Origin of the sequence: Kosakonia sp. S42, assembly GCF_016624785.1 — a bacterium.
Taxonomy (GTDB): Bacteria; Pseudomonadota; Gammaproteobacteria; order Enterobacterales; family Enterobacteriaceae; genus Kosakonia; species Kosakonia cowanii.
The window spans coordinates 1-18,604 of record NZ_JACVTW010000037.1; the positions used below are offsets into that span (position 1 = coordinate 1).

Below are 18,604 nucleotides of genomic sequence, written 5' to 3' on the forward strand. Positions count from 1 at the left end.
TGAAGCCGGTTATTCCTGATTACGGCTGGATCATATTCGGGGTCATGGTCATGGGGCAGGCGTTGGAAATGGCAGAGGACAGTCATGACGCGGACATTGGTCAGGAACATCTGCGCTACGCAATCGATGCGGTGAAACGCACTTAACCATCCCCTCTGTATTCGCCGGGCGGGGTTCCCGGTGAATGCGGAGGCCGCCGGTGCGGGCGGCAGGGAGCCCGCTGCCAGTACAGCGTGCTGGCTATTGGTTCAATACGCGAAGATAACCTCTTCAGTTGCAATCTGATTCTGGGAATAGAAAGTACATTGATCCAGAGAGAAGCACAGTAAGATCTGTTTGTACTGTGAGTTCAATGGGTCGATGCAACGCTATCATTAATCAAGGGGGACGTTGCCATCAAACGAAGAACTCGGAAGTTGGTAACTTCGGTCTGTACTGTGTTGCTTGTTCTGGGCGCAGCAGGGCTTCTGGAGGGTTATAAAGCAGCGACACACTGGGCATCTCTGGAGCAGCTCGCATTATTAGGTGCGGAACCGATAAATGAACGCGTAGTTCGTGACCGCAACCGTATAACCGGTGCAGGCGTGACTTCAGGTATAGATTTTGTTCTCAACGTCGTGTCAGAAATGTATGGAAGTTATATCGTTCAGAGTATTCAGCTGCATATGGAATATGACCCCGTGCCTCCCTTCACATGTGGTTCCCCCCGCACAGCTTCTGAAGAACAGTTAAAAAAAGCAAAAGAACAGGCTGCACCATTTATTTAAAAGAGACTGCAAGCTACTTTAAAAGCAGCAGCCAGACTTCAGAAATAAATGCTTAGCGGAAATTCAGCCCCGATGGTGTTACGCTTATAAAGTATGCTTCGGTGGAATATTTGCAGGGAATTTCGGAAGTTTGACCGAGCTTGATACCTATATTTTAGGATTACTGATATCTTAATGCCTTCCGTAAATATCCATTTGAATTAAACAAACGTTCATCAATTCCACTCCGTTTGGATTTAAATTCCCGGCCACTCATCAGCAGCCGGATATTTGAATTTATTATCGCCGTAAATCACCGTTGCCCCACGAGCCAGCGCGTCGAGTTCCCACCGTTCCGGAGTTATGTCCTTACGAGCCAAATTGAAACGAATTTTCGCTGCGCGATCTCTTTCAGGTTTTGTCATCCTGGCCGTATCACTGCGCAACGCGTTCAGCGATCCCGTCCTTTTGCCCAGTACGCCATAAAGTTAATCGCCTCGTGCGCCACGCCGCGTTCGCTTACAAGATGATGTCGCAGCAGCTTCACCACCGTGGACTCCGCAGCTACCCAGCCATAAAACGCGGTGCTATTGCTGGTCGCTTTATCCCACAGCAGTTCGCCATCCCCTTCTTCCTGCACCTGAACGTGATGCGCGCTTTCCGGCACGCGGGCAGCGTGTTTCACCGCATCAATCAGACATTCGCCGTGACTTGCGCCATGAGGATTGCGCGGCAGCCAGGTAATCTGCGCAAAGAAGAATGCGCTTAAATCAACGCAGTCGCCCGCTTCCGGCACTTCGAAAAACGCCTGTACGCGCGGCGGGTTCGCCTGTGCTGCCAGACGTTCAAGGATCCCGCGCGCGGCGGGCAGTGCCGTTTCATCAGCGACGATCAGTGCATTGCGTAACCCCAGCGGCGGCGTCCATTCATAGCCGCCGCTGTCCGCCTCATGGGCGGCGTTCGGCGCGACAATTTGAATCGCGTCGCCCGGCGCGGCGTTGATTGCCCACGCCGACGCGGGCCCCTCTACGCCGTGGCGGACAAACTCAACGGTCACTTCCTGGCTTGCCGGGTCGACGTGGCGCAGCGTGTAGGTACGAACCACCGGTCGCCTGGCTTTTTCCATGCTCTGCACCGCCTGATACCACTGCACGTCTCCCAACAGCGAAGGCAGCGTGCCGTCTTCGGATGGAAACAGCATTTTGATACGCTGATCGGGCGAATCCGATTTCATCTGCGCCACCTCCGGCCCGTTGAACACCAGGCTTAGCAGCGACGGTGAGATTTCGGTTTTACGCGCCAACTGCACGTTAAACAGGCGATAGCCCTGAACTCCAGCCATAACTTTTCCTTACCCTTAGATTACGGAAGACGGTGAACGACGACGGCTGAACCAGATAACGCCAGCCCCCCCGGTGAAGAGAGCAGCGGCGACAAAAGCCGTGACCAGCAGCGCTACGCTGATGCCGGTTTGCGAGACCAGCGGCACGAGCATGGCGCAAAGCCCATAGCCCAGCGTGTGGCTGGTGGCGACCCAGCCTGCACCCGCGCCGTCGGCAAGTTTGTCGTTTAACAGAAGCTGATAGGCGGGCGTCGCCAGCGCAGCCCCGAAGGAAAGCAGCGCGCAGCCGGGATAAAACAGCCACAACGGCACGGCTATCATCAACGCCAGACCGCATAACATGAGCGCACCGGCGCTTAACAGCAGCGCCATCGGAGTTAGCCGCTGGGGGCGCAGCACGCCAAACTGGGCGATCAGCGATGCCACCGCCGCCACGCTGAGCAGCCACGCCACCTGATGGCTAATCACGGCGGTATCCGTGGCGAACTGGCGGGCGAGCGCGGGAGACAGGCCAAGCTGCATCAGGCTGACAGTCGCCGACAGCAGCAGCGCGCAGAGAAGATACGGCAGGCAGGCAGGTGTGAGGCGCGCGCTTTTGCGATCGGCTGCGGGCTGCGGCGGCGTGCCCGGTAAACGTAGCAGCATAATAAGCGCCAGCAGCGGCGCGACCATCAACAGTGCCATCGGTGCAAGCGGATGCAGCATCAGCATCGCCGCGGCGCACAGCGGCCCGAACAGTCGACCGCAGCTTAATCCCGAACTGATGGTCGCCAGCGCTGCCATTCGTTTCCCTTCCCCGGCGCGCTGTAAGGCCCAGACCTGACAGGCCGGAACCATCGCCGACACAGTAAGCCCGTAAATAATCCGCGCGATAATTAACAACCCGATGCCCGCCCTCGGAGGGATGGCGTGAGTCGCCAGCAGCGCGCTGCCCAGGCCAAGCAGCGCAAAGCTCGCGCCGTATCCCCCCAGCGCCCAGAGCACCACCGGTTTGCTGCCCCGGCGCGCAATCTGTTTTCCCCACCACGGCGACGACGGCAGAAACAGCATTGAGCCAAGCGTTAACAGCAACGCCCAAATCGACAGGCTGAGGTTTGTCTGAATGACCAGAACCGGGATCGCCACCAGCAGGCCATTTTGCCCGACGCCAAGCAGCCCCGCGCTGAACGCCAGTGGCCAACAGGACAAGGATTTTTGCGGCGCGTCCGCTATCTCAAGAGAAGTCACAATGTTGCAATTCCATGTGTAGATTGTGATTATTTGTGAAAATATTTATATTGATTCTAACAATTGTTATTGATAATGAGAAACATTATCGTCAGAATTCGCATTATCACAACAAGTGGGATCAGTTTGATTATGACTTTGCCAAAGAAAACTCCGGACTGGGATGTCGCTGCGCAATGCTTCCTGAACGCGCTTATTCGTGAAACTAAAACCTGGCGACTGAGCGAAAGCCAGCCTGCTGAACTGATTATCCCCCTCGACAATCGTCAGGCACTTCACTTCACGGTGGACTACTTCTCACCGACTCAGCACCACCGTTTCGCCTTCCCGGCTCAGTTAGTGAGCGCGTCGCGTCGCGAGCCTGTCGATTTCCCGACATTTTCCCGTCTTATTGTGGACTCGCTCCGGCGTACGCTGTCGCTGCCCGCTTCTCACGCCGACGCGTTTTACCAGCGCGTCACCCAAAGCCATATGCATACGCAGCAGGCCATCGACGCCCGTCACGACTGGGCCGCCCTGCGCGAGCACGCGTTGAACTTTGGCGAAGCGGAACAGGCGCTGCTGGTGGGCCACGCTTTCCATCCGGCACCAAAATCGCATGAACCCTTTACCCAGCATGAGGCGGAGCGCTACCTGCCGGACTTCGCGCCTCACTTCTCGCTGCGCTGGTTTGCGGTTGATAAAGCGCACATTGCGGGCGACAGCCTGCATCTGAATCTGCAACAGCGCCTGACGCGCTTTGCCGCCGAAAACGCCCCGCAGCTGCTTAGTGAGCTAAGCGATAGCCAGTGGCTTTTCCCGCTGCATCCGTGGCAGGCAACCTATCTACTGGAACAGCCGTGGTGCCAGCATCTGGCGGAACAGGGTCTGCTGCGGGATCTGGGCGAGGCCGGTACGCTGTGGCTGCCGACCACCTCTTCCCGTTCGCTTTACTGCGCCACCAGCCGCGACATGATCAAGTTTTCGCTCAGCGTGCGCCTGACCAACTCCGTGCGCACCCTGTCGGTGAAAGAAGTGGCGCGCGGCATGCGCCTGGCGCGCCTGGCGCAAACGGAACGCTGGCAGACGCTGCAAACCCGTTTCCCGACGTTTCAGGTGATGCAGGAGGACGGCTGGAGCGGGCTGCGCGATCTGCACGGCAATATCATGGCGGAAAGCCTGTTTGCCCTGCGTGAAAACCTGCTGGTCGATCGGCCACAAAGCCAGACCAACGTCCTGGTGTCTTTGACGCAGGCCGCACCGGATGGCGGCGATTCGCTGCTGGTCGCGGCTGTCAAACGCCTGAGCGCTCGTCTGGGGATCGCGCCGCAGCAGGCAGCCCACGCGTGGGTTGATGCCTACTGCCAGCAGGTACTGAAGCCGTTGTTCACCGCCGAAGCGGATTACGGTCTGGTCCTGCTGGCACATCAGCAAAATATCCTGGTGAAGATGCAGCAGGATCTCCCCGTTGGGCTTATCTACCGCGACTGCCAGGGCAGCGCGTTTATGCCACATGCGGCGGGCTGGCTCGACGTTATCGGCGAAGCGCAGGCTGAAAACATCTTCACCCGCGAGCAATTACTGCGCTACTTCCCGTACTACCTGCTGGTGAACTCCACTTTCGCCGTTACCGCCGCGCTGGGTGTCGCCGGGTTGGACAGCGAAGTTAACCTGATGTCGCGGGTACGCATGCAGCTTAACGCGGTGCGCGAGCAGGTGACACACAAGACCTGCCTCGACTACGTGCTGGAAAGCCCGTTCTGGAACGTGAAAGGCAACTTCTTCTGTTACCTGAACGATCACAACGAAAACACCATCGTCGACCCATCGGTTATCTATTTCGATTTCACCAACCCGCTGCTGGCGCAGGAGTCCTGAATGCCTATGGCCAATATCGTTCACAGCGGCCACGGCCTGCGCTGTGAAAAACTCGACGCACAGCTGACTCTCAGCTGGAGTCTGGATAACACCGCGGTGCTGCGCTGTCCGGGTACGCTGCCGGAAGGCTGGCTGCGCGACGCGCTGGATCAGATTTTCATCGCCGCACCGGACATCTCCGCGCTGATTTTGCCTTACGCCGACTGGCGCGAAGAGCCGCAGGCGCTGGCGCTTTTTGCGCAGACGCACAGCGACATTATTCATCGCGCCGCGTTCTGGCAGCTCCCGCTCTGGCTGAATGCGCCGTCAAAACAGGCCTCCGGCGAAATGATCTTTGACGCAGAACGGGAAATTTACTTCCCTGCCCGCCCTGCGCGCCCGGAGGGTGAAGTTTATCGTCGCTACGACCCGCGCGTACGTAAAACCCTGAGCTTCCGCGTGGCAGACCCGGCGCTGGACGCCGAACGTTTTACCCGCTGGATGAACGATCCGCGCGTGGAATATTTCTGGGAGCAAGGCGGTTCCCTTGAGCTCCAGACCGCCTATCTCGAACGCCAGCTCACTGGAAAACATGCGTTCCCGTTGATTGGCTGTTTTGACGATCGACCATTCAGCTACTTTGAAATTTACTGGGCTGCGGAAGACCGTATCGGCCGCCACTATACCTGGCAGCCCTACGATCGCGGCCTGCACCTGCTTGTCGGCGAACAGGCCTGGCGCGGCGCGCACTACGTTCAAAGCTGGCTGCGCGGGCTGACGCACTATTTGCTGCTGGATGAACCGTGCACGCAGCGCACGGTGCTGGAGCCGCGCGCCGACAACCAGCGCCTGTTCCGCCACTTCGATCCGGCGGGCTACCGCACGCTGAAAGAGTTCGACTTCCCGCATAAACGTTCGCGCCTGGTGATGACGGATCGCACCCGCTTCTTTACGGAGGTGGGTCTGTGATGAATCGTACGGACTGGGAAATTGTTAACCGCCAGCTGGTGGCGAAAATGCTGGCTGAACTGGAATACGAACAGGTCTTTCACGCCGAGTCACTGGGGGATGACCGTCATGCGATTAATCTGCCGGGCGCGGAGTGGCACTTCAGCGCACAGCGCGGCATCTGGGGCTGGCTGTGGATCGATCCTGAAACGCTGCGCTGCGCCGATGAGCCCGTTGTCGCACAGACGTTGCTGATGCAGCTAAAGCCGGTGCTGTCGATGAGCGATGCCACCGTTGCCGAGCATATGCAGGATCTCTACGCCACGCTGCTGGGCGACCTGCAGCTGCGCAACGCGCGTCGCGGCCTGAGCGCGGAAGACCTTATCACGCTGGACGCCGATCGGCTGCAGTGCCTGCTCAGCGGTCATCCAAAATTCGCCTTTAATAAGGGCCGTCGCGGCTGGGGACAGGACGCGCTGACACGCTATGCCCCGGAGTACGCCAATACCTTCCAGCTTCACTGGCTGGCGGTAAAACGCGACAGCATGGTCTGGCGCTGCGACAGCGCGCTGGACAGCGAGCAACTGCTGACTGCGGCGATGGACCCGCAGGAGCGGGCCCGTTTCCATCAGGCCTGGCAGGCGCACGGGCTGGACGAGAGCTGGCACGCGTTGCCGGTGCATCCGTGGCAGTGGCAGCAAAAAATCGCCCTCGACTTCGTCGCAGATCTGGCGGAGGGGCGCATGGTGTCGCTGGGAGAATTTGGCGACCGCTGGCTCGCCCAGCAGTCTCTGCGCACCCTGACCAACGCCAGCCGCCAGGCCGGGCTGGATATCAAACTGCCGCTGACGGTTTACAACACCTCCTGCTATCGCGGCATTCCGGGCAAATATATTGCCGCCGGGCCGCTGGCCTCGCGCTGGCTTCAGCAGGTGTTTGCCGCTGACCCGACGCTGCAACAAAGCGGCGCGGTAATCCTCGGCGAACCGGCGGCGGGCTACGTTTCCCACGAGGGCTACGCCGCGCTGGCGCAGGCCCCGTACCGTTATCAGGAGATGCTCGGCGTTATCTGGCGCGAGAATCCGTGCCGCTGGCTGAAGCCTGATGAAAGCCCGATTCTGATGGCGACCCTGATGGAGTGCGACGAGCACAACCGGCCGCTGATTGGCGCGTACATCGCCCAGTCCGGGATGGACGCGGAGGCCTGGCTGTCGCAGATGTTCCGCGTGGTGGTGGTGCCGCTCTACCATCTGCTGTGCCGCTACGGCGTCGCGCTGATCGCTCACGGACAAAATATTACCCTCGCCATGAAAAATGGCGTGCCGCAGCGAGTTCTGTTGAAGGATTTTCAGGGCGACATGCGGCTGGTGAAGGATGAGTTCCCAGAGATGGACTCCCTGCCTCAGGAAGTGCGGGATGTAACCGCCCGCCTGAGCGCCGACTATCTGATTCATGACTTGCAAACCGGCCACTTTGTGACGGTGCTGCGCTTTGTTTCGCCGCTTATGGCCCGCCTCAGCGTGCCGGAGAGACGTTTTTATCAACTGCTGGCGGCAGTGTTGAGTGATTACATGCAGGAACACCCACAACTGTCGGCGCGTTTCGCGCTTTTCTCACTCTTCAAGCCACAAATCATTCGCGTCGTGCTGAACCCGGTAAAACTGACCTTCCCTGAGCAGGACGGCGGCAGCCGCATGCTGCCAAATTACCTTGAGGATCTGCAAAACCCGCTGTGGCTGGCGACAAAGGATTAAATCATGACAAACACTGTAGATTTCATTGGCGTAGGCATCGGTCCGTTTAACCTGAGCATCGCGGCGTTAGCTCATGAAGCGGAAGACTTCAGCAGTTGCTTCTTCGACGGCCGCACGCAGTTTGCCTGGCATCCGGGTATGCTGGTGCCGGACTGCCATATGCAAACCATGTTCCTGAAAGATTTGGTGAGCGCCGTCGCGCCGACCAGCCCGTACAGCTTTGTGAACTATCTGGTGAAGCGCAAGAAATTTTATCGCTTCCTGACCACCGAGCTGCGCACCGTTTCCCGCGATGAGTTCTCAGACTACCTGCGCTGGGCCGCCGAAAGGATGGATAACCTGCGTTTCAACAATACGGTGGAGCGCATCGCGTTTGACGATAGCCGCCAGCTTTTCTCCGTGCAAACCAGCCAGGGCGAAACCTTCGCCCGCCACGTCTGCCTAGGCATTGGCAAGCAGCCGCACCTGCCGGCCTGCGTGAAAAGCGCCTCGCCGACCTGCTTCCACGCCAGCGAAATGAGCCTGCGCCAGCCCAACCTGAGCGGTAAGCGGGTGACGGTGGTCGGTGGCGGGCAAAGCGGGGCGGACCTGTTCCTCAACACCCTGCGCGGGGAATGGGGCGACGTTGCAGAGATTAGCTGGGTGTCGCGTCGCAATAACTTTAACGCGCTGGATGAAGCAGCGTTCGCCAATGAGTATTTCACTCCGGAGTACGTGTCCGGCTTTGTCGGGCTGGATCACGCCGCGCGCCAGAAGATGCTCGACGAGCAGAAAATGACCTCTGACGGTATTACTGCCGAGTCGCTGCTGACGATTTATCGCGAGCTGTACCACCGCTTCGAGGTGCTCGGCCTGCCACGTAACGCCCGTCTGATGCCGAGCCGGTCGGTCACCGGTCTTGAAAACCGGAGCCAGGGCTGGCAGCTGCTTCTGGAGCATCATCTGGATAAAGGCTACGACACGCTGGAGAGCGACGTGGTGATTTTCGCCACCGGCTACCGCCCTGCGCTGCCGCAGATGCTGTCGCCGCTGATGTCGCGCATTGCTTTGCGCGACGAATGCAATTTCAACGTGCGGGACGATTTCACCGTTGAGTGGGACGGCCCAAAAGAGAATCACCTGTTCGCCGTTAACGCCAGCATGCAGACCCACGGTATTGCCGAGCCGCAGCTTAGCCTGATGGCGTGGCGCGCCGCCCGTATTCTGAATCGCGCGATGGGGCGTGATTTGTTCGATCTCAGTACGTCGCCCGCGCTGATTCAGTGGCGCAGCGGCAGCCGGGAAAAACCGCAGCCGGAGGCTGCTCCTTTAACTCGCTACACAGCATCTTTGGGCTGACATTTTCCGCCCGTGTGAAGGAATGATAATGATAACCAAAAAGCATACGCTCTGGGCTCTTAACCCGCTTCTGCTCGCCATCATGGCGCCCGCGGTCGCGCAGCAAAGCAGCGACGACACGCTAGTGGTTTCCGCCAACCGCACCAACCGTACGGTAGCGGAAATGGCGCAAACCACCTGGGTGATTGAAAAAGCCGAACTGGAGCAGCAGATCCAGGGCGGTAAAGAGCTGAAAGACGCGCTGGCCCAGCTGATCCCCGGGCTTGATGTCAGCAGCCAGAGCCGTACCAACTACGGAATGAACGTGCGTGGCCGTCCGCTGGTCGTGCTGGTGGATAGCGTGCGTCTGAACTCGTCGCGCACCGACAGCCGCCAGCTCGATTCCATCGACCCGTTCAATATCGACCACGTTGAAGTGATCTCCGGGGCCACCGCGCTGTACGGCGGCGGCAGCACCGGCGGCCTGATCAATATTGTGACGAAAAAAGGCCAGCCGGATACCCAGGTGGAATTTGAGACGGGGATTAAGAGCGGTTTTAACAGCAGCAAAGATCACGATGAGCGCGTTGCCAGCGCCATCTCCGGCGGCAACGACCATATCTCTGGGCGCGCATCGGTAGCGTACCAGAAGTTCGGCGGCTGGTTTGACGGTAACGGCGACGCGACACTGCTCGATAACACCCAGACCGGCCTACAGTATTCCGACCGTCTGGACGTGATGGGCACCGGGACGCTGAATATCGACGATACCCAACAGCTTCAGCTGGTGACCCAATATTATAAAAGCAAGGGTGACGACGATTACGGGCTGAACCTCGGGAAAGATTTTTCGGCAATCAGCGGCGCGACCAGGCCATACGTCAGCAGCGGCCTGAATTCAGACCGTATTCCGGGCACCGAGCGTCATCTCATCAGCCTGCAATACTCGAACAGCGATTTTCTCGGTCACGAGCTGGTCGGCCAGGTATATTACCGCGACGAATCGCTGCTGTTTTATCCGTTCCCGACCGTCAACGCGAACAAGCAGGCTAGCGCGTTCTCCTCCTCGCAGCAGGACACGGACCAGTACGGCGCGAAGCTCACTCTCAACAGCAAACCGCTGGACGGCTTGCAGCTGACCTACGGGCTGGATGCGGATCACGAGCGCTTTACCTCTAACCAGATGTTCTTCGATCTGGCCAAGGCAAACGCTTCCGGCGGGATGAATAACCAGCGGATTTACACCACCGGGCGCTATCCGGGGTACGACATCACTAACCTGGCGGCCTTCCTGCAGTCCAGCTATGACATCAACGATATCTTTACCCTAAGCGGCGGCGTGCGCTATCAGTACACCGAGAACAAGATTGATGATTTCATTGGCTACGCGCAGCAACAGCAGATTGCCGCCGGAAAGGTGCAGTCCGCCGATGCGATCCCGGGCGGGTCGGTCGATTACGACAACTTCTTGTTTAACGCCGGTCTGCTGGTTCACCTGACCGAACGCCAGCAGACGTGGTTCAACTTCTCCCAGGGCGTGGAGCTGCCGGATCCGGGTAAATACTACGGGCGCGGCACCTATGGCGCAGCGGTGAACGGGCACCTTCCGCTGACCAACAGCGTGAACGTGAACGACAGCCAGCTGGAAGGCGTGAAGGTCAACTCCTACGAGCTGGGCTGGCGCTACTCCGGCGATAACCTGCGTACGCAAATCGCGGCCTACTACTCGATTTCCGACAAGAGCGTGCAGGCGAATAAAGATCTGACCATCAGCGTGGTCGATGACAAGCGCCGTATCTACGGCGTGGAAGGCGCGGTAGACTACTTTATTCCGGACACCGACTGGAGCACCGGTGCGAACTTCAACGTGCTGAAAACCGAGTCTAAAGTGAACGGCAGCTGGGAAAAGTATGATGTGAAGGTGGCGAGCCCGTCGAAAGCGACGGCCTACATCGGCTGGGCGTCGGATCCGTGGAGCCTGCGCGTACAGAGCACCACGTCCTTCGACGTCAGCGACGCTCAGGGCTACAAAATCGATGGTTACACCACGGTTGATCTGCTCGGTAGCTATGAGTTGCCGGTGGGTAAACTCAGCTTCAGCGTGGAGAACGTTTTCGATCGCGACTACACCACCGTCTGGGGCCAGCGCGCGCCGCTGTACTACAGCCCGGGCTACGGTCCTGAGTCGCTTTACAACTACACAGGGCGTGGCCGCACCTTTGGTCTGAACTACTCCCTACTGTTCTAAGTCCTACCCTGCTCTGCCCGGCGTCTGCCGGGCATGCGGCAGACGCTGAAACATAAACGAAAGCGCTGATTATCACCCTGCCGGTATGGCTACCTGTTTGAATAAAGGAGTCCGTATGCTTAAGGCCATCGCCGAGAATTTTATCAAACCCGAGTACGTTGACACCGTTCTCCCTTTCTACCGCGGCAACGAAGAAAGAGCCTCTGTGTATTGCTTATGATTTGTATCGGGATGAAAAGGAGCCGGGGCATTTTATTTTCATTGAAGAGTGGCTCGATCGGGCAGCACTGGATGCGCACTGCGCCAGCGAGCATTTCACCCGGCATGTGCCTTTGATTGATCGGTACGCGCGTAAAGCGGCGCAGTACATCCTCCTGGATGCTCGGGTGGCTCCGCAGGGATAAAGCCCGCTCCTGGTTCACCGCGGTGGAGATTACAGTCCGCTGTGAGCGAAAAGCGGACCTTCGCAGTTTGCCTTACAATCAAAGCATGCTGATACTCCTTATGTAAATCACATTGAGCTGCGTTAAGCAGATAAGACAGAGATATTTATAAATCCACTACTCTTAGAAAACCGATCAGTCCGGCCATGGCAGGGCTCAGTGAGTTCTGGTTCTTATAGCAAATGCAGATTCTCCTGCGCGCCCATTGGTCATGTAGCGGCAATATTTGGTAGGGAAGCTTTTTGCAGAAGCGCTCAGCTACAGATACCGGAAGAATCCCTACGCCAATGCCGCTACTGACCATCTCGCAAATACCTTCAAAACTGCTCATTCTGATGCGGTAAGTCAGTTGATGACCAAGCCCTCTGGCATGTTCGCTGATGTGATCCTGCAACGCACTGCCAGGGTAAAGCCCAATAAAAGGTTCGCCAATCGCGTCCAAGAGAAAGACGTTATCTCTGCCTCGAAGAGGGTGAGTGACGGGAGCGATAAGAGCAAGTCTGTCATCTGCTATGGGTTCAAGCGTGAGTTCGCCGGCTTCTACTGCATCTGAGACGAGCCCTGCTTCAACGATACCATTGTTTATACTGTTAATGATATCCGCACTGGTTCTCTCTTCTAGCTCAATGGCCACATTGGGATATTCTGTAAGCCACTTTGCAAGCCTTCCAGGCAGAAATTCGGTCATCGCAGAGGTATTGGCATATAATCGTACCTTCCCTCTGACGCCTTTAACGTAAGCGCCTAGTTCAGCTTTAAGCCGCTCCTGCTGGGACAGTATTTCACGGGCATGGCGGACAAGGATCTCACCGGCTTCTGTAAGGCTGACGCCTCTCGGATGGCGAAAGAACAGTTTCACTCCGGTATCTTCCTCTATGCTTTTCAGCCTCTCACTGGCCGAGCCCAAAGCCAGGCTGGCGTACCGGGCACCATGTGTAATGCTTCCCGCATCGGCGATGCAGACGACAAGTTTCAAATCAGAAAGATCCAGCCTCATAAGGTATTCACCTAAGCCTTCGGACCATCCGAAGCATGACGCACTTAAACCAGATTGTCCACTAATGGCCGGGATGTTTGAATTTATGGAAATCCTTCGTCAGGGCAAATTTCGTGAGCGAACAACTGTATGTCTATCTTTTATTGATATTTATCCTCGCCGGTTTCGTAAAAGGCGTGACCGGAATGGGTTTGCCAACGGTGGCAATGGGATTACTTGGCATGTTTATGTCTCTCCCGATCGCGGCGTCACTGCTGGTTATTCCATCTTTCGTAACGAATGTGCTGCAGCTTTTTACCGGCCCTTCAGTGATGCTTATTATCAGACGTCTTTGGCTGATGATGCTGCTAATACTGGCTGGTACGGTGGCAGCATCTTCTCTTCTTATCAGCATTAATACGGCTTGGTCAGCGTTCGGCCTAGGTGTGGTTTTAATTGTTTATGCTGTTTTTGCGCTGATATCGCCGTCGCTTACAGTTTCTCAGGCCCGGGAGAAATGGATGTCACCCGTTATTGGCGGCGTTACAGGCGTAATAACCGGTGCGACAGGCGTATTCGTTATGCCTGCCGTTCCCTTTCTTCAGTCGCTTCGCTTTAGTAAAGATGAACTCGTCCAGGCCCTTGGGCTGTCATTTACCGTTTCTACGGTTGCGCTGGCCGCTGGACTTTATCTTCATGACGCACTCCGGGTAGAGCAGATTTCGCTGTCATTTATGTCCATACTCCCTGCCCTGGCTGGAATGTGGCTGGGCGGGCATGCATCAGTGCGATGCGTTTCAGGCAGTGTTTTCTTCTGTTCCTGATTGTTCTGGGAATAGAGCTGATTTCACGCCCCTTTATCTGATTGTCCAAACCCGAAGAGCCGGATGTAGCTGAATGGTTGCCGGATCTGCAGGGTTAATAACCGGGAGAATGTAATGAGCAGCAATCAATTGTCGGTACTCAGCTTTCTTGAGGCTCAACTGAATGGTACGTTGAAGCCCGGCGACACCACGCACATGAACTATCCGACACCAATATCACAACTCCTAGGTTTTCATCTGGTGGCCATTAATAAGGGAACTGCCATGCTGGAGATATATGCCGATGCTTCAATACACGGGAATCAGCAGGGTACGGTACACGGGGGATTAATAACAGAGTTGGCTGATGCCACCGTCGGAACGGCACATTCTACCCTTATGGGGCCAGAAGAGAGCTTTACGAGTATAGATATTAAAACTTCTTTTCTGCGTCCGGTACGGAAATCCAAGCTGACATCACACGCTTATGTCATTCATCAGGGTAAGGCCATCAGCCACTATTGCTGTGAAATCAAAAGGGATGACGGTAAGAGCGTGGCCATCGTACAGAGCACAGTTATGACCCTTAAGGGGGATAAGGCGTCCGGACGATGAAATTTTCGCAACATGAGCGAGATCTGCACGAAGATCAGATAGCACCCTTTAGATAAGGAGGATGATGTGTTACATGCTAAAGCGCTTCTGTTTGATATAAACGGTACACTGGTAGACTCAACGGCGGTAGTTGAGAAGGAATGGCGCAGGTCACCGGACTTCAGATACTACTCTAACGCCCACTTTATAAGTCAGCCATCCCTCACAGGATGGCTGTATATTTTTAATTTAATGAAATACGAACCACACTATCCGGGCCTTTCGTAGTGTTGTCGTGATTGAAGTCCTGCTTCACTGTTACGTATAAAGTTTTGCCGTCAGGTGTTACCAGCAGACTGTTGGGATGGCTGGTGAAACTCCAGCTGTTTTTCACAGCATAGCTACCGGCATCAAGCTGCAGCACCTTCTTTGACTCACGCTGGCTGATGAAAATTTCGTTGCGCTTCGCGTTAAACTTAATTCCCAGCGCATCGCCTTCAAGACGCTTGATAACTTTCCCGCTGCGCTCATCAAATACCAGCGTGGTTTTGGCTTTTGAATCATCGGTCACGAACAGGCGCCCAGTGGCCGGATCTTCTGCCATATTCAGGAACAGATACGTTTTTTTATCTCCCGGCGTCCAGCGTTGTTCGATTTTATGCGTGCCCGGGTTAATCACCAGAACTTCACCGCCGCCATTGGCGGCATAAATGCGATCTGTCAACGGGGAATAGATAATCCCCGTTACCCATTTTCCGGCATTCTCGATTAGGGCTTTTAGCGTCATGGTACTGGCATCAACCACGGAGATGAACCCAGGGTCGGCAACGCCGCCGATAAACAGTTGTCCCTTGTGGAAGAGGATCTCACGCGCGCCAACCGGGTCACCATCCTTATCTTTGCCTTCAAACATCAGGCGCTGCAGCACCTTGCCACTTTGCACGTCCACTTTCGATACCCCGCCATCGAGGGTGTTGGTGGTGTAGTAGACTTTGCCATTATCGTCCGCCGTCATGCCGAAGTTTTTCAGGTCGGTGTGGGTTTCACCTTGTGTGGCAAGCGTTGTGGGATCGAGTTTATAAAGTACCCCGCCGTTGACATTTTTGAAACCCTGCGCGCTCGCGACGTACAGTGCGTTTGCCGTGGGGGAGTAAACCATCTCATACAGACCGTCAGCGAGTTCGCGCTGCTTGAGCGCAGCCGAATCAGGGGCAGCAGCTGACGCCGTTGCGCTCAGGGTTAACGCCGCAGTAAGGACGCTGAAGCCCCATGTCTTTCCCTTTATCCACTGAAATCTGTTCATTTATTGTCCCGTCATATTAGAAACGTGCCGTTTTTATAAATATGCATTTATTTACATTTAACTTACAAAATAACCCGTGCATAATAAAGTAAATAATTATCATTTACATTCTTATTTATATAAATGATTTGCAAAAACGACAATAACTGACAGGTAACATGATGATTCTTAACAGCAGGGTTAATCGCGCGAAAGCGCCATTAGGGTTAATTCATACTCCCTTCTCACTTTCACTGCTTGCGCTGGCAATGTCCGCCGTCATGCACCCGGCACAGGCGGATGAGAATACGAAAGAACAAGAGATGGTTATCTTCGGCGACGGGAACGGGAGCGCCGATTCGCAGCAGGATTATGCGGTAAAAACCACGCGTTCAGGCACCAAAATGCTGCTGATACCGCGTGACGTCCCCCAGTCCGTAAGCGTCATGACTCGCCAGCGCATTCAGGATCAAGACCTGCAAACCATCGATCAGGTATTAACCAACACCACCGGCGTTTCGTCGCAGCAGGTTGATAGCGAACGTTCCAGCTACTTTTCCCGCGGCTTTGAAATCACCAACTTCGCCTACGATGAGATCCCTACATCAATGGGCGACGCGTGGAACTTTGGCGACGCGCAGGAAGATACCGCCATTTACGATCGTGTTGAGATTGTGCGCGGCGCAAACGGCCTGATTACCGGCGCTGGCGATCCGGGAGCAACGGTGAACATGGTGCGTAAACGTGCCGACAGTAAAACTTTCAGGGGCAACGTCAGCGCAAGCTACGGAAGCTGGAACAAACAGCGCTATGTGGGCGACATCTCCGCGCCGCTCAATTCCGACGGTAGTGTGCGCGGGCGCGTAGTGGCAGGTTATCAGGATCAGGACAGCTGGCTCGACAGATATGGTAAGCGTAAGAAATTTCTCTATGGCGTAATTGAAGGTGATGTAACGGAACACACGACGGCCTCACTGGGCTGGGATTATCAGCAAACAAACACCGCCAATCCGACCTGGGGCGGATTACCCAGCCTGTACAGTAACGGCAGCCGCACCCGTTACGATCGCAATGTCAATACCTCGGCGGACTGGACGGGATACGCCGTTGAATCGCGTAAAGTTTTCGCTAACCTCACCCACAGCTGGGATAACGGCTGGTCGGTTCGTTTTAATGGAACCCACGGCGAGCAAAGGTTCAGCGACACCCTGCTTTACGTGATGGGCAATCCGGAGGTTACCACCGGCGAAGGTGCATCAGGCTGGGGAAGTAAGGATCGCGGCAAGCGCACCCTTGACTCCTTTGACACCTATGCCAGCGGGCCTTTCGAACTGCTCGGGCGTCAACATCAGCTGATGGCCGGGGCCAGCTATAGCCGTCAGCATAATGCCACCTTCAGTAAAGACGGGCCGATGGACAGCGATCGCATTGGCATCTTCAACAATAGCTGGGACGGGAGCGTGGCCGAGCCGGAGTGGGGCGACTGGTATCAAAATGCGGATGATATCGTACGGCAAAAATCGGCGTATACGGCGGCACGCCTGTCGCTGGCGGATCCGTTGTCACTGATCGTTGGTGCACGTTATACCCAATACAGCTCAGACGGCAGCAGTGGCGATATGCGTAAATACAACACCACGCCTTATGGCGGGCTGGTGTATGACATCAACGACAGCCTTTCCGCTTACGCCAGCTATACCTCAATTTTTGCCCCGCAAACCAAACGCACAAAAGAGGGTGCGTGGCTCTCACCCGTCACCGGTAAAAACTATGAAACTGGCCTGAAGGCAGACTGGATGGACGGTCGACTGACCACCAACGTTGCCGTATTCCGCATCGAACAGGAGAACGCGGGAGAAGCCATCAGCGGGGAATTCGTCAATGGATCCAGCGAACAGGCTTATCGCGCAACCAAAGGTGCAGTAAGCAAAGGGGCGGAATTTGAGGTGAATGGTGCCGTTACCGACAACCTGCAGCTTACCTTCAGCGCGACCCGCTACGTTGCCCGTGATTCAGATGATCGCTTCAACAGCTTCGCGCCGCAGACGCAGCTGAAGCTGTTCAGCCGCTACCGCGTCCCGGTGCTTCCGGATCTGACCGTAGGCGGCGGCATGAACTGGCAGAATCGGGTGTACAAAGATGTTGCCGGTCCGGACGGCGAGACGCAGCGCCTCTACCAGGGCAGCTATCCGCTCGTCGATTTGTTCGCGCAGTATCAGCTGACGAAACAGCTGGCGGTGCAGGCAAATGTCCGTAACCTGTTCGACCGTGAATACTACTCCTATCTCGATGACTCTGCCGTTTATGGCGAACCGCGTAGCGTCTCGGTAAGCGTGAACTACACATTCTGATGTAATCAGCGTATCGTTATCCCGGCCATCACCTGTTACGAAATGTGCTTTGGCTCCGCCGGCCGGAACGACACGGTGATTGCCGGGCACGCCATTGCCGCCTGTGCCATCCTGGTAACGAATAATGTGCGGGAATTTGAACGAGTGACGGGCCCGATGCCGGGAGCACTGTGTTAATTAAAGACTAAGTACGTTTAGATAAAAATATCTGCTGTGTGCCAGAAGCGGACGTTGACAACAATATATAGCGCCAGTTTTCATGTACGCTTCAGAGGAATATTACCTTTTTTCATAAAGGAGAATGACATGTCAGTTTCCGCTCGTAATCAGCTGCACGGCAAAGTTTCTGCAATACACCCCGGTTCCGTGAATGATGAAATTGAACTCTCCCTCACAGCGGGGGGAAAACTGGTCTCCGTTGTGACCAGTAGCAGTAGAATCAGGCTGGCTCTGGAGCAAGGTGTAGAGGTAGTGGCATTGATCAAAGCCACCGGGATTATCCTTGCTTCCGAAGATAATGGAATGCTTTTTTCCGCTCGTAATCAGTTTCCAGGTGTCATCACTTCGCTGGAAAAGGGGGCGGTAAACGCAACCGTTCACCTTCTAACGGATGAAGGTTCAACTCTTAATGCTGTCATTACAAACGAAAGCGCGGCTGAGATGGCTATCAGCGAAGGCAAGCGGGTTATCGCACTCATTAAAGCCTCATCCGTACTGCTTGCAGTAAAATAATCAGA

Annotated in this window: 12 protein-coding genes and 4 pseudogenes; 11 read left to right on the forward strand and 5 right to left on the reverse strand. The window is 55.9% G+C overall.

Features of this window, described 5'->3' with window-relative positions; translation table 11 throughout:
• Positions 1 to 413: 413 nt before the first annotated feature.
• A pseudogene (locus tag IAE50_RS22755) lies at positions 414 to 767 on the forward strand (DJ-1/PfpI family protein); the annotation flags it as partial.
• Between the two features lie 236 nt (positions 768 to 1,003).
• Here the strand turns inward: IAE50_RS22755 and IAE50_RS22760 are convergent.
• The 3 genes and pseudogenes from IAE50_RS22760 to IAE50_RS22770 all read right to left on the reverse strand — a co-directional run.
• Positions 1,004 to 1,189, reverse strand: a pseudogene (locus IAE50_RS22760) (replication endonuclease); the annotation flags it as partial.
• An 8-nt stretch (positions 1,190 to 1,197) separates the two neighbouring features.
• A complete protein-coding gene (locus IAE50_RS22765; protein ID WP_200581402.1) occupies positions 1,198 to 2,088 on the reverse strand; it encodes a siderophore-interacting protein in 891 nt (296 codons plus the stop codon).
• Between the two features lie 15 nt (positions 2,089 to 2,103).
• Positions 2,104 to 3,315 carry an MFS transporter gene (locus tag IAE50_RS22770; protein ID WP_200581403.1) on the reverse strand — a complete coding sequence of 404 codons (1,212 nt, stop codon included), beginning with the start codon at positions 3,313 to 3,315 and terminating at the stop codon, positions 2,104 to 2,106.
• A 132-nt stretch (positions 3,316 to 3,447) separates the two neighbouring features.
• On the opposite strand from IAE50_RS22770, the gene iucA reads away from it, so the two are divergent.
• The 6 genes and pseudogenes from iucA (at position 3,448) to IAE50_RS22800 (ending at position 11,822) form a co-directional block, all read left to right on the forward strand.
• Positions 3,448 to 5,172, forward strand: a complete 1,725-nt coding sequence (gene iucA / locus IAE50_RS22775; protein WP_200581404.1) for an aerobactin synthase IucA — start codon at positions 3,448 to 3,450, stop codon at positions 5,170 to 5,172.
• Positions 5,173 to 6,120: a N(6)-hydroxylysine O-acetyltransferase gene (gene iucB / locus IAE50_RS22780; RefSeq protein ID WP_200581405.1), complete on the forward strand. Its 948-nt coding sequence runs from the start codon at positions 5,173 to 5,175 to the stop codon at positions 6,118 to 6,120.
• Entirely contained in the window at positions 6,120 to 7,853 is a 1,734-nt protein-coding gene (gene iucC / locus IAE50_RS22785) for an aerobactin synthase IucC (protein ID WP_200581418.1), read from the forward strand. Before iucB ends, iucC begins: the two co-directional genes overlap by 1 nt.
• A 3-nt stretch (positions 7,854 to 7,856) precedes the next feature.
• Entirely contained in the window at positions 7,857 to 9,191 is a 1,335-nt protein-coding gene (gene iucD, locus IAE50_RS22790; protein ID WP_200581406.1) for an NADPH-dependent L-lysine N(6)-monooxygenase, read from the forward strand.
• 28 nt (positions 9,192 to 9,219) lie between these two features.
• On the forward strand, positions 9,220 to 11,418 hold the full coding sequence (gene iutA / locus IAE50_RS22795; protein ID WP_234467301.1) for a ferric aerobactin receptor IutA: 2,199 nt from the start codon (positions 9,220 to 9,222) through the stop codon (positions 11,416 to 11,418).
• Between the two features lie 115 nt (positions 11,419 to 11,533).
• A pseudogene (locus IAE50_RS22800) lies at positions 11,534 to 11,822 on the forward strand (putative quinol monooxygenase).
• A 145-nt stretch (positions 11,823 to 11,967) separates the two neighbouring features.
• On the opposite strand, the gene IAE50_RS22805 reads toward IAE50_RS22800, so the two are convergent.
• Entirely contained in the window at positions 11,968 to 12,858 is an 891-nt protein-coding gene (locus tag IAE50_RS22805; RefSeq protein ID WP_094420644.1) for a LysR family transcriptional regulator, read from the reverse strand.
• Positions 12,859 to 12,971: 113 nt separating this feature from the next.
• Between IAE50_RS22805 and IAE50_RS22810 the strand changes: the two are divergent.
• Together IAE50_RS22810 and IAE50_RS22815 are read left to right on the forward strand one after the other, a co-directional pair.
• Positions 12,972 to 13,702, forward strand: a pseudogene (locus IAE50_RS22810) (sulfite exporter TauE/SafE family protein).
• A gap of 73 nt (positions 13,703 to 13,775) precedes the next feature.
• Positions 13,776 to 14,255, forward strand: coding sequence for a PaaI family thioesterase (locus IAE50_RS22815; protein ID WP_200581407.1), 480 nt, complete (start codon positions 13,776 to 13,778; stop codon positions 14,253 to 14,255).
• 223 nt (positions 14,256 to 14,478) lie between these two features.
• Here IAE50_RS22815 and IAE50_RS22820 read toward each other — a convergent pair whose 3' ends face one another.
• The gene (locus IAE50_RS22820) at positions 14,479 to 15,537 is read right to left on the reverse strand and encodes a YncE family protein (protein WP_094420649.1); all 1,059 of its coding nucleotides are present in this window, start codon (positions 15,535 to 15,537) and stop codon (positions 14,479 to 14,481) included.
• Between the two features lie 161 nt (positions 15,538 to 15,698).
• Between IAE50_RS22820 and fhuE the strand changes: the two genes are divergently transcribed.
• Both fhuE and IAE50_RS22830 read left to right on the forward strand, forming a co-directional pair.
• Positions 15,699 to 17,867, forward strand: coding sequence for a ferric-rhodotorulic acid/ferric-coprogen receptor FhuE (fhuE, locus tag IAE50_RS22825; protein WP_200581420.1), 2,169 nt, complete (start codon positions 15,699 to 15,701; stop codon positions 17,865 to 17,867).
• 306 nt (positions 17,868 to 18,173) lie between these two features.
• Positions 18,174 to 18,599 carry a molybdopterin-binding protein gene (locus IAE50_RS22830; RefSeq protein WP_200581408.1) on the forward strand — a complete coding sequence of 142 codons (426 nt, stop codon included), beginning with the start codon at positions 18,174 to 18,176 and terminating at the stop codon, positions 18,597 to 18,599.
• Positions 18,600 to 18,604 lie beyond the last annotated feature (5 nt).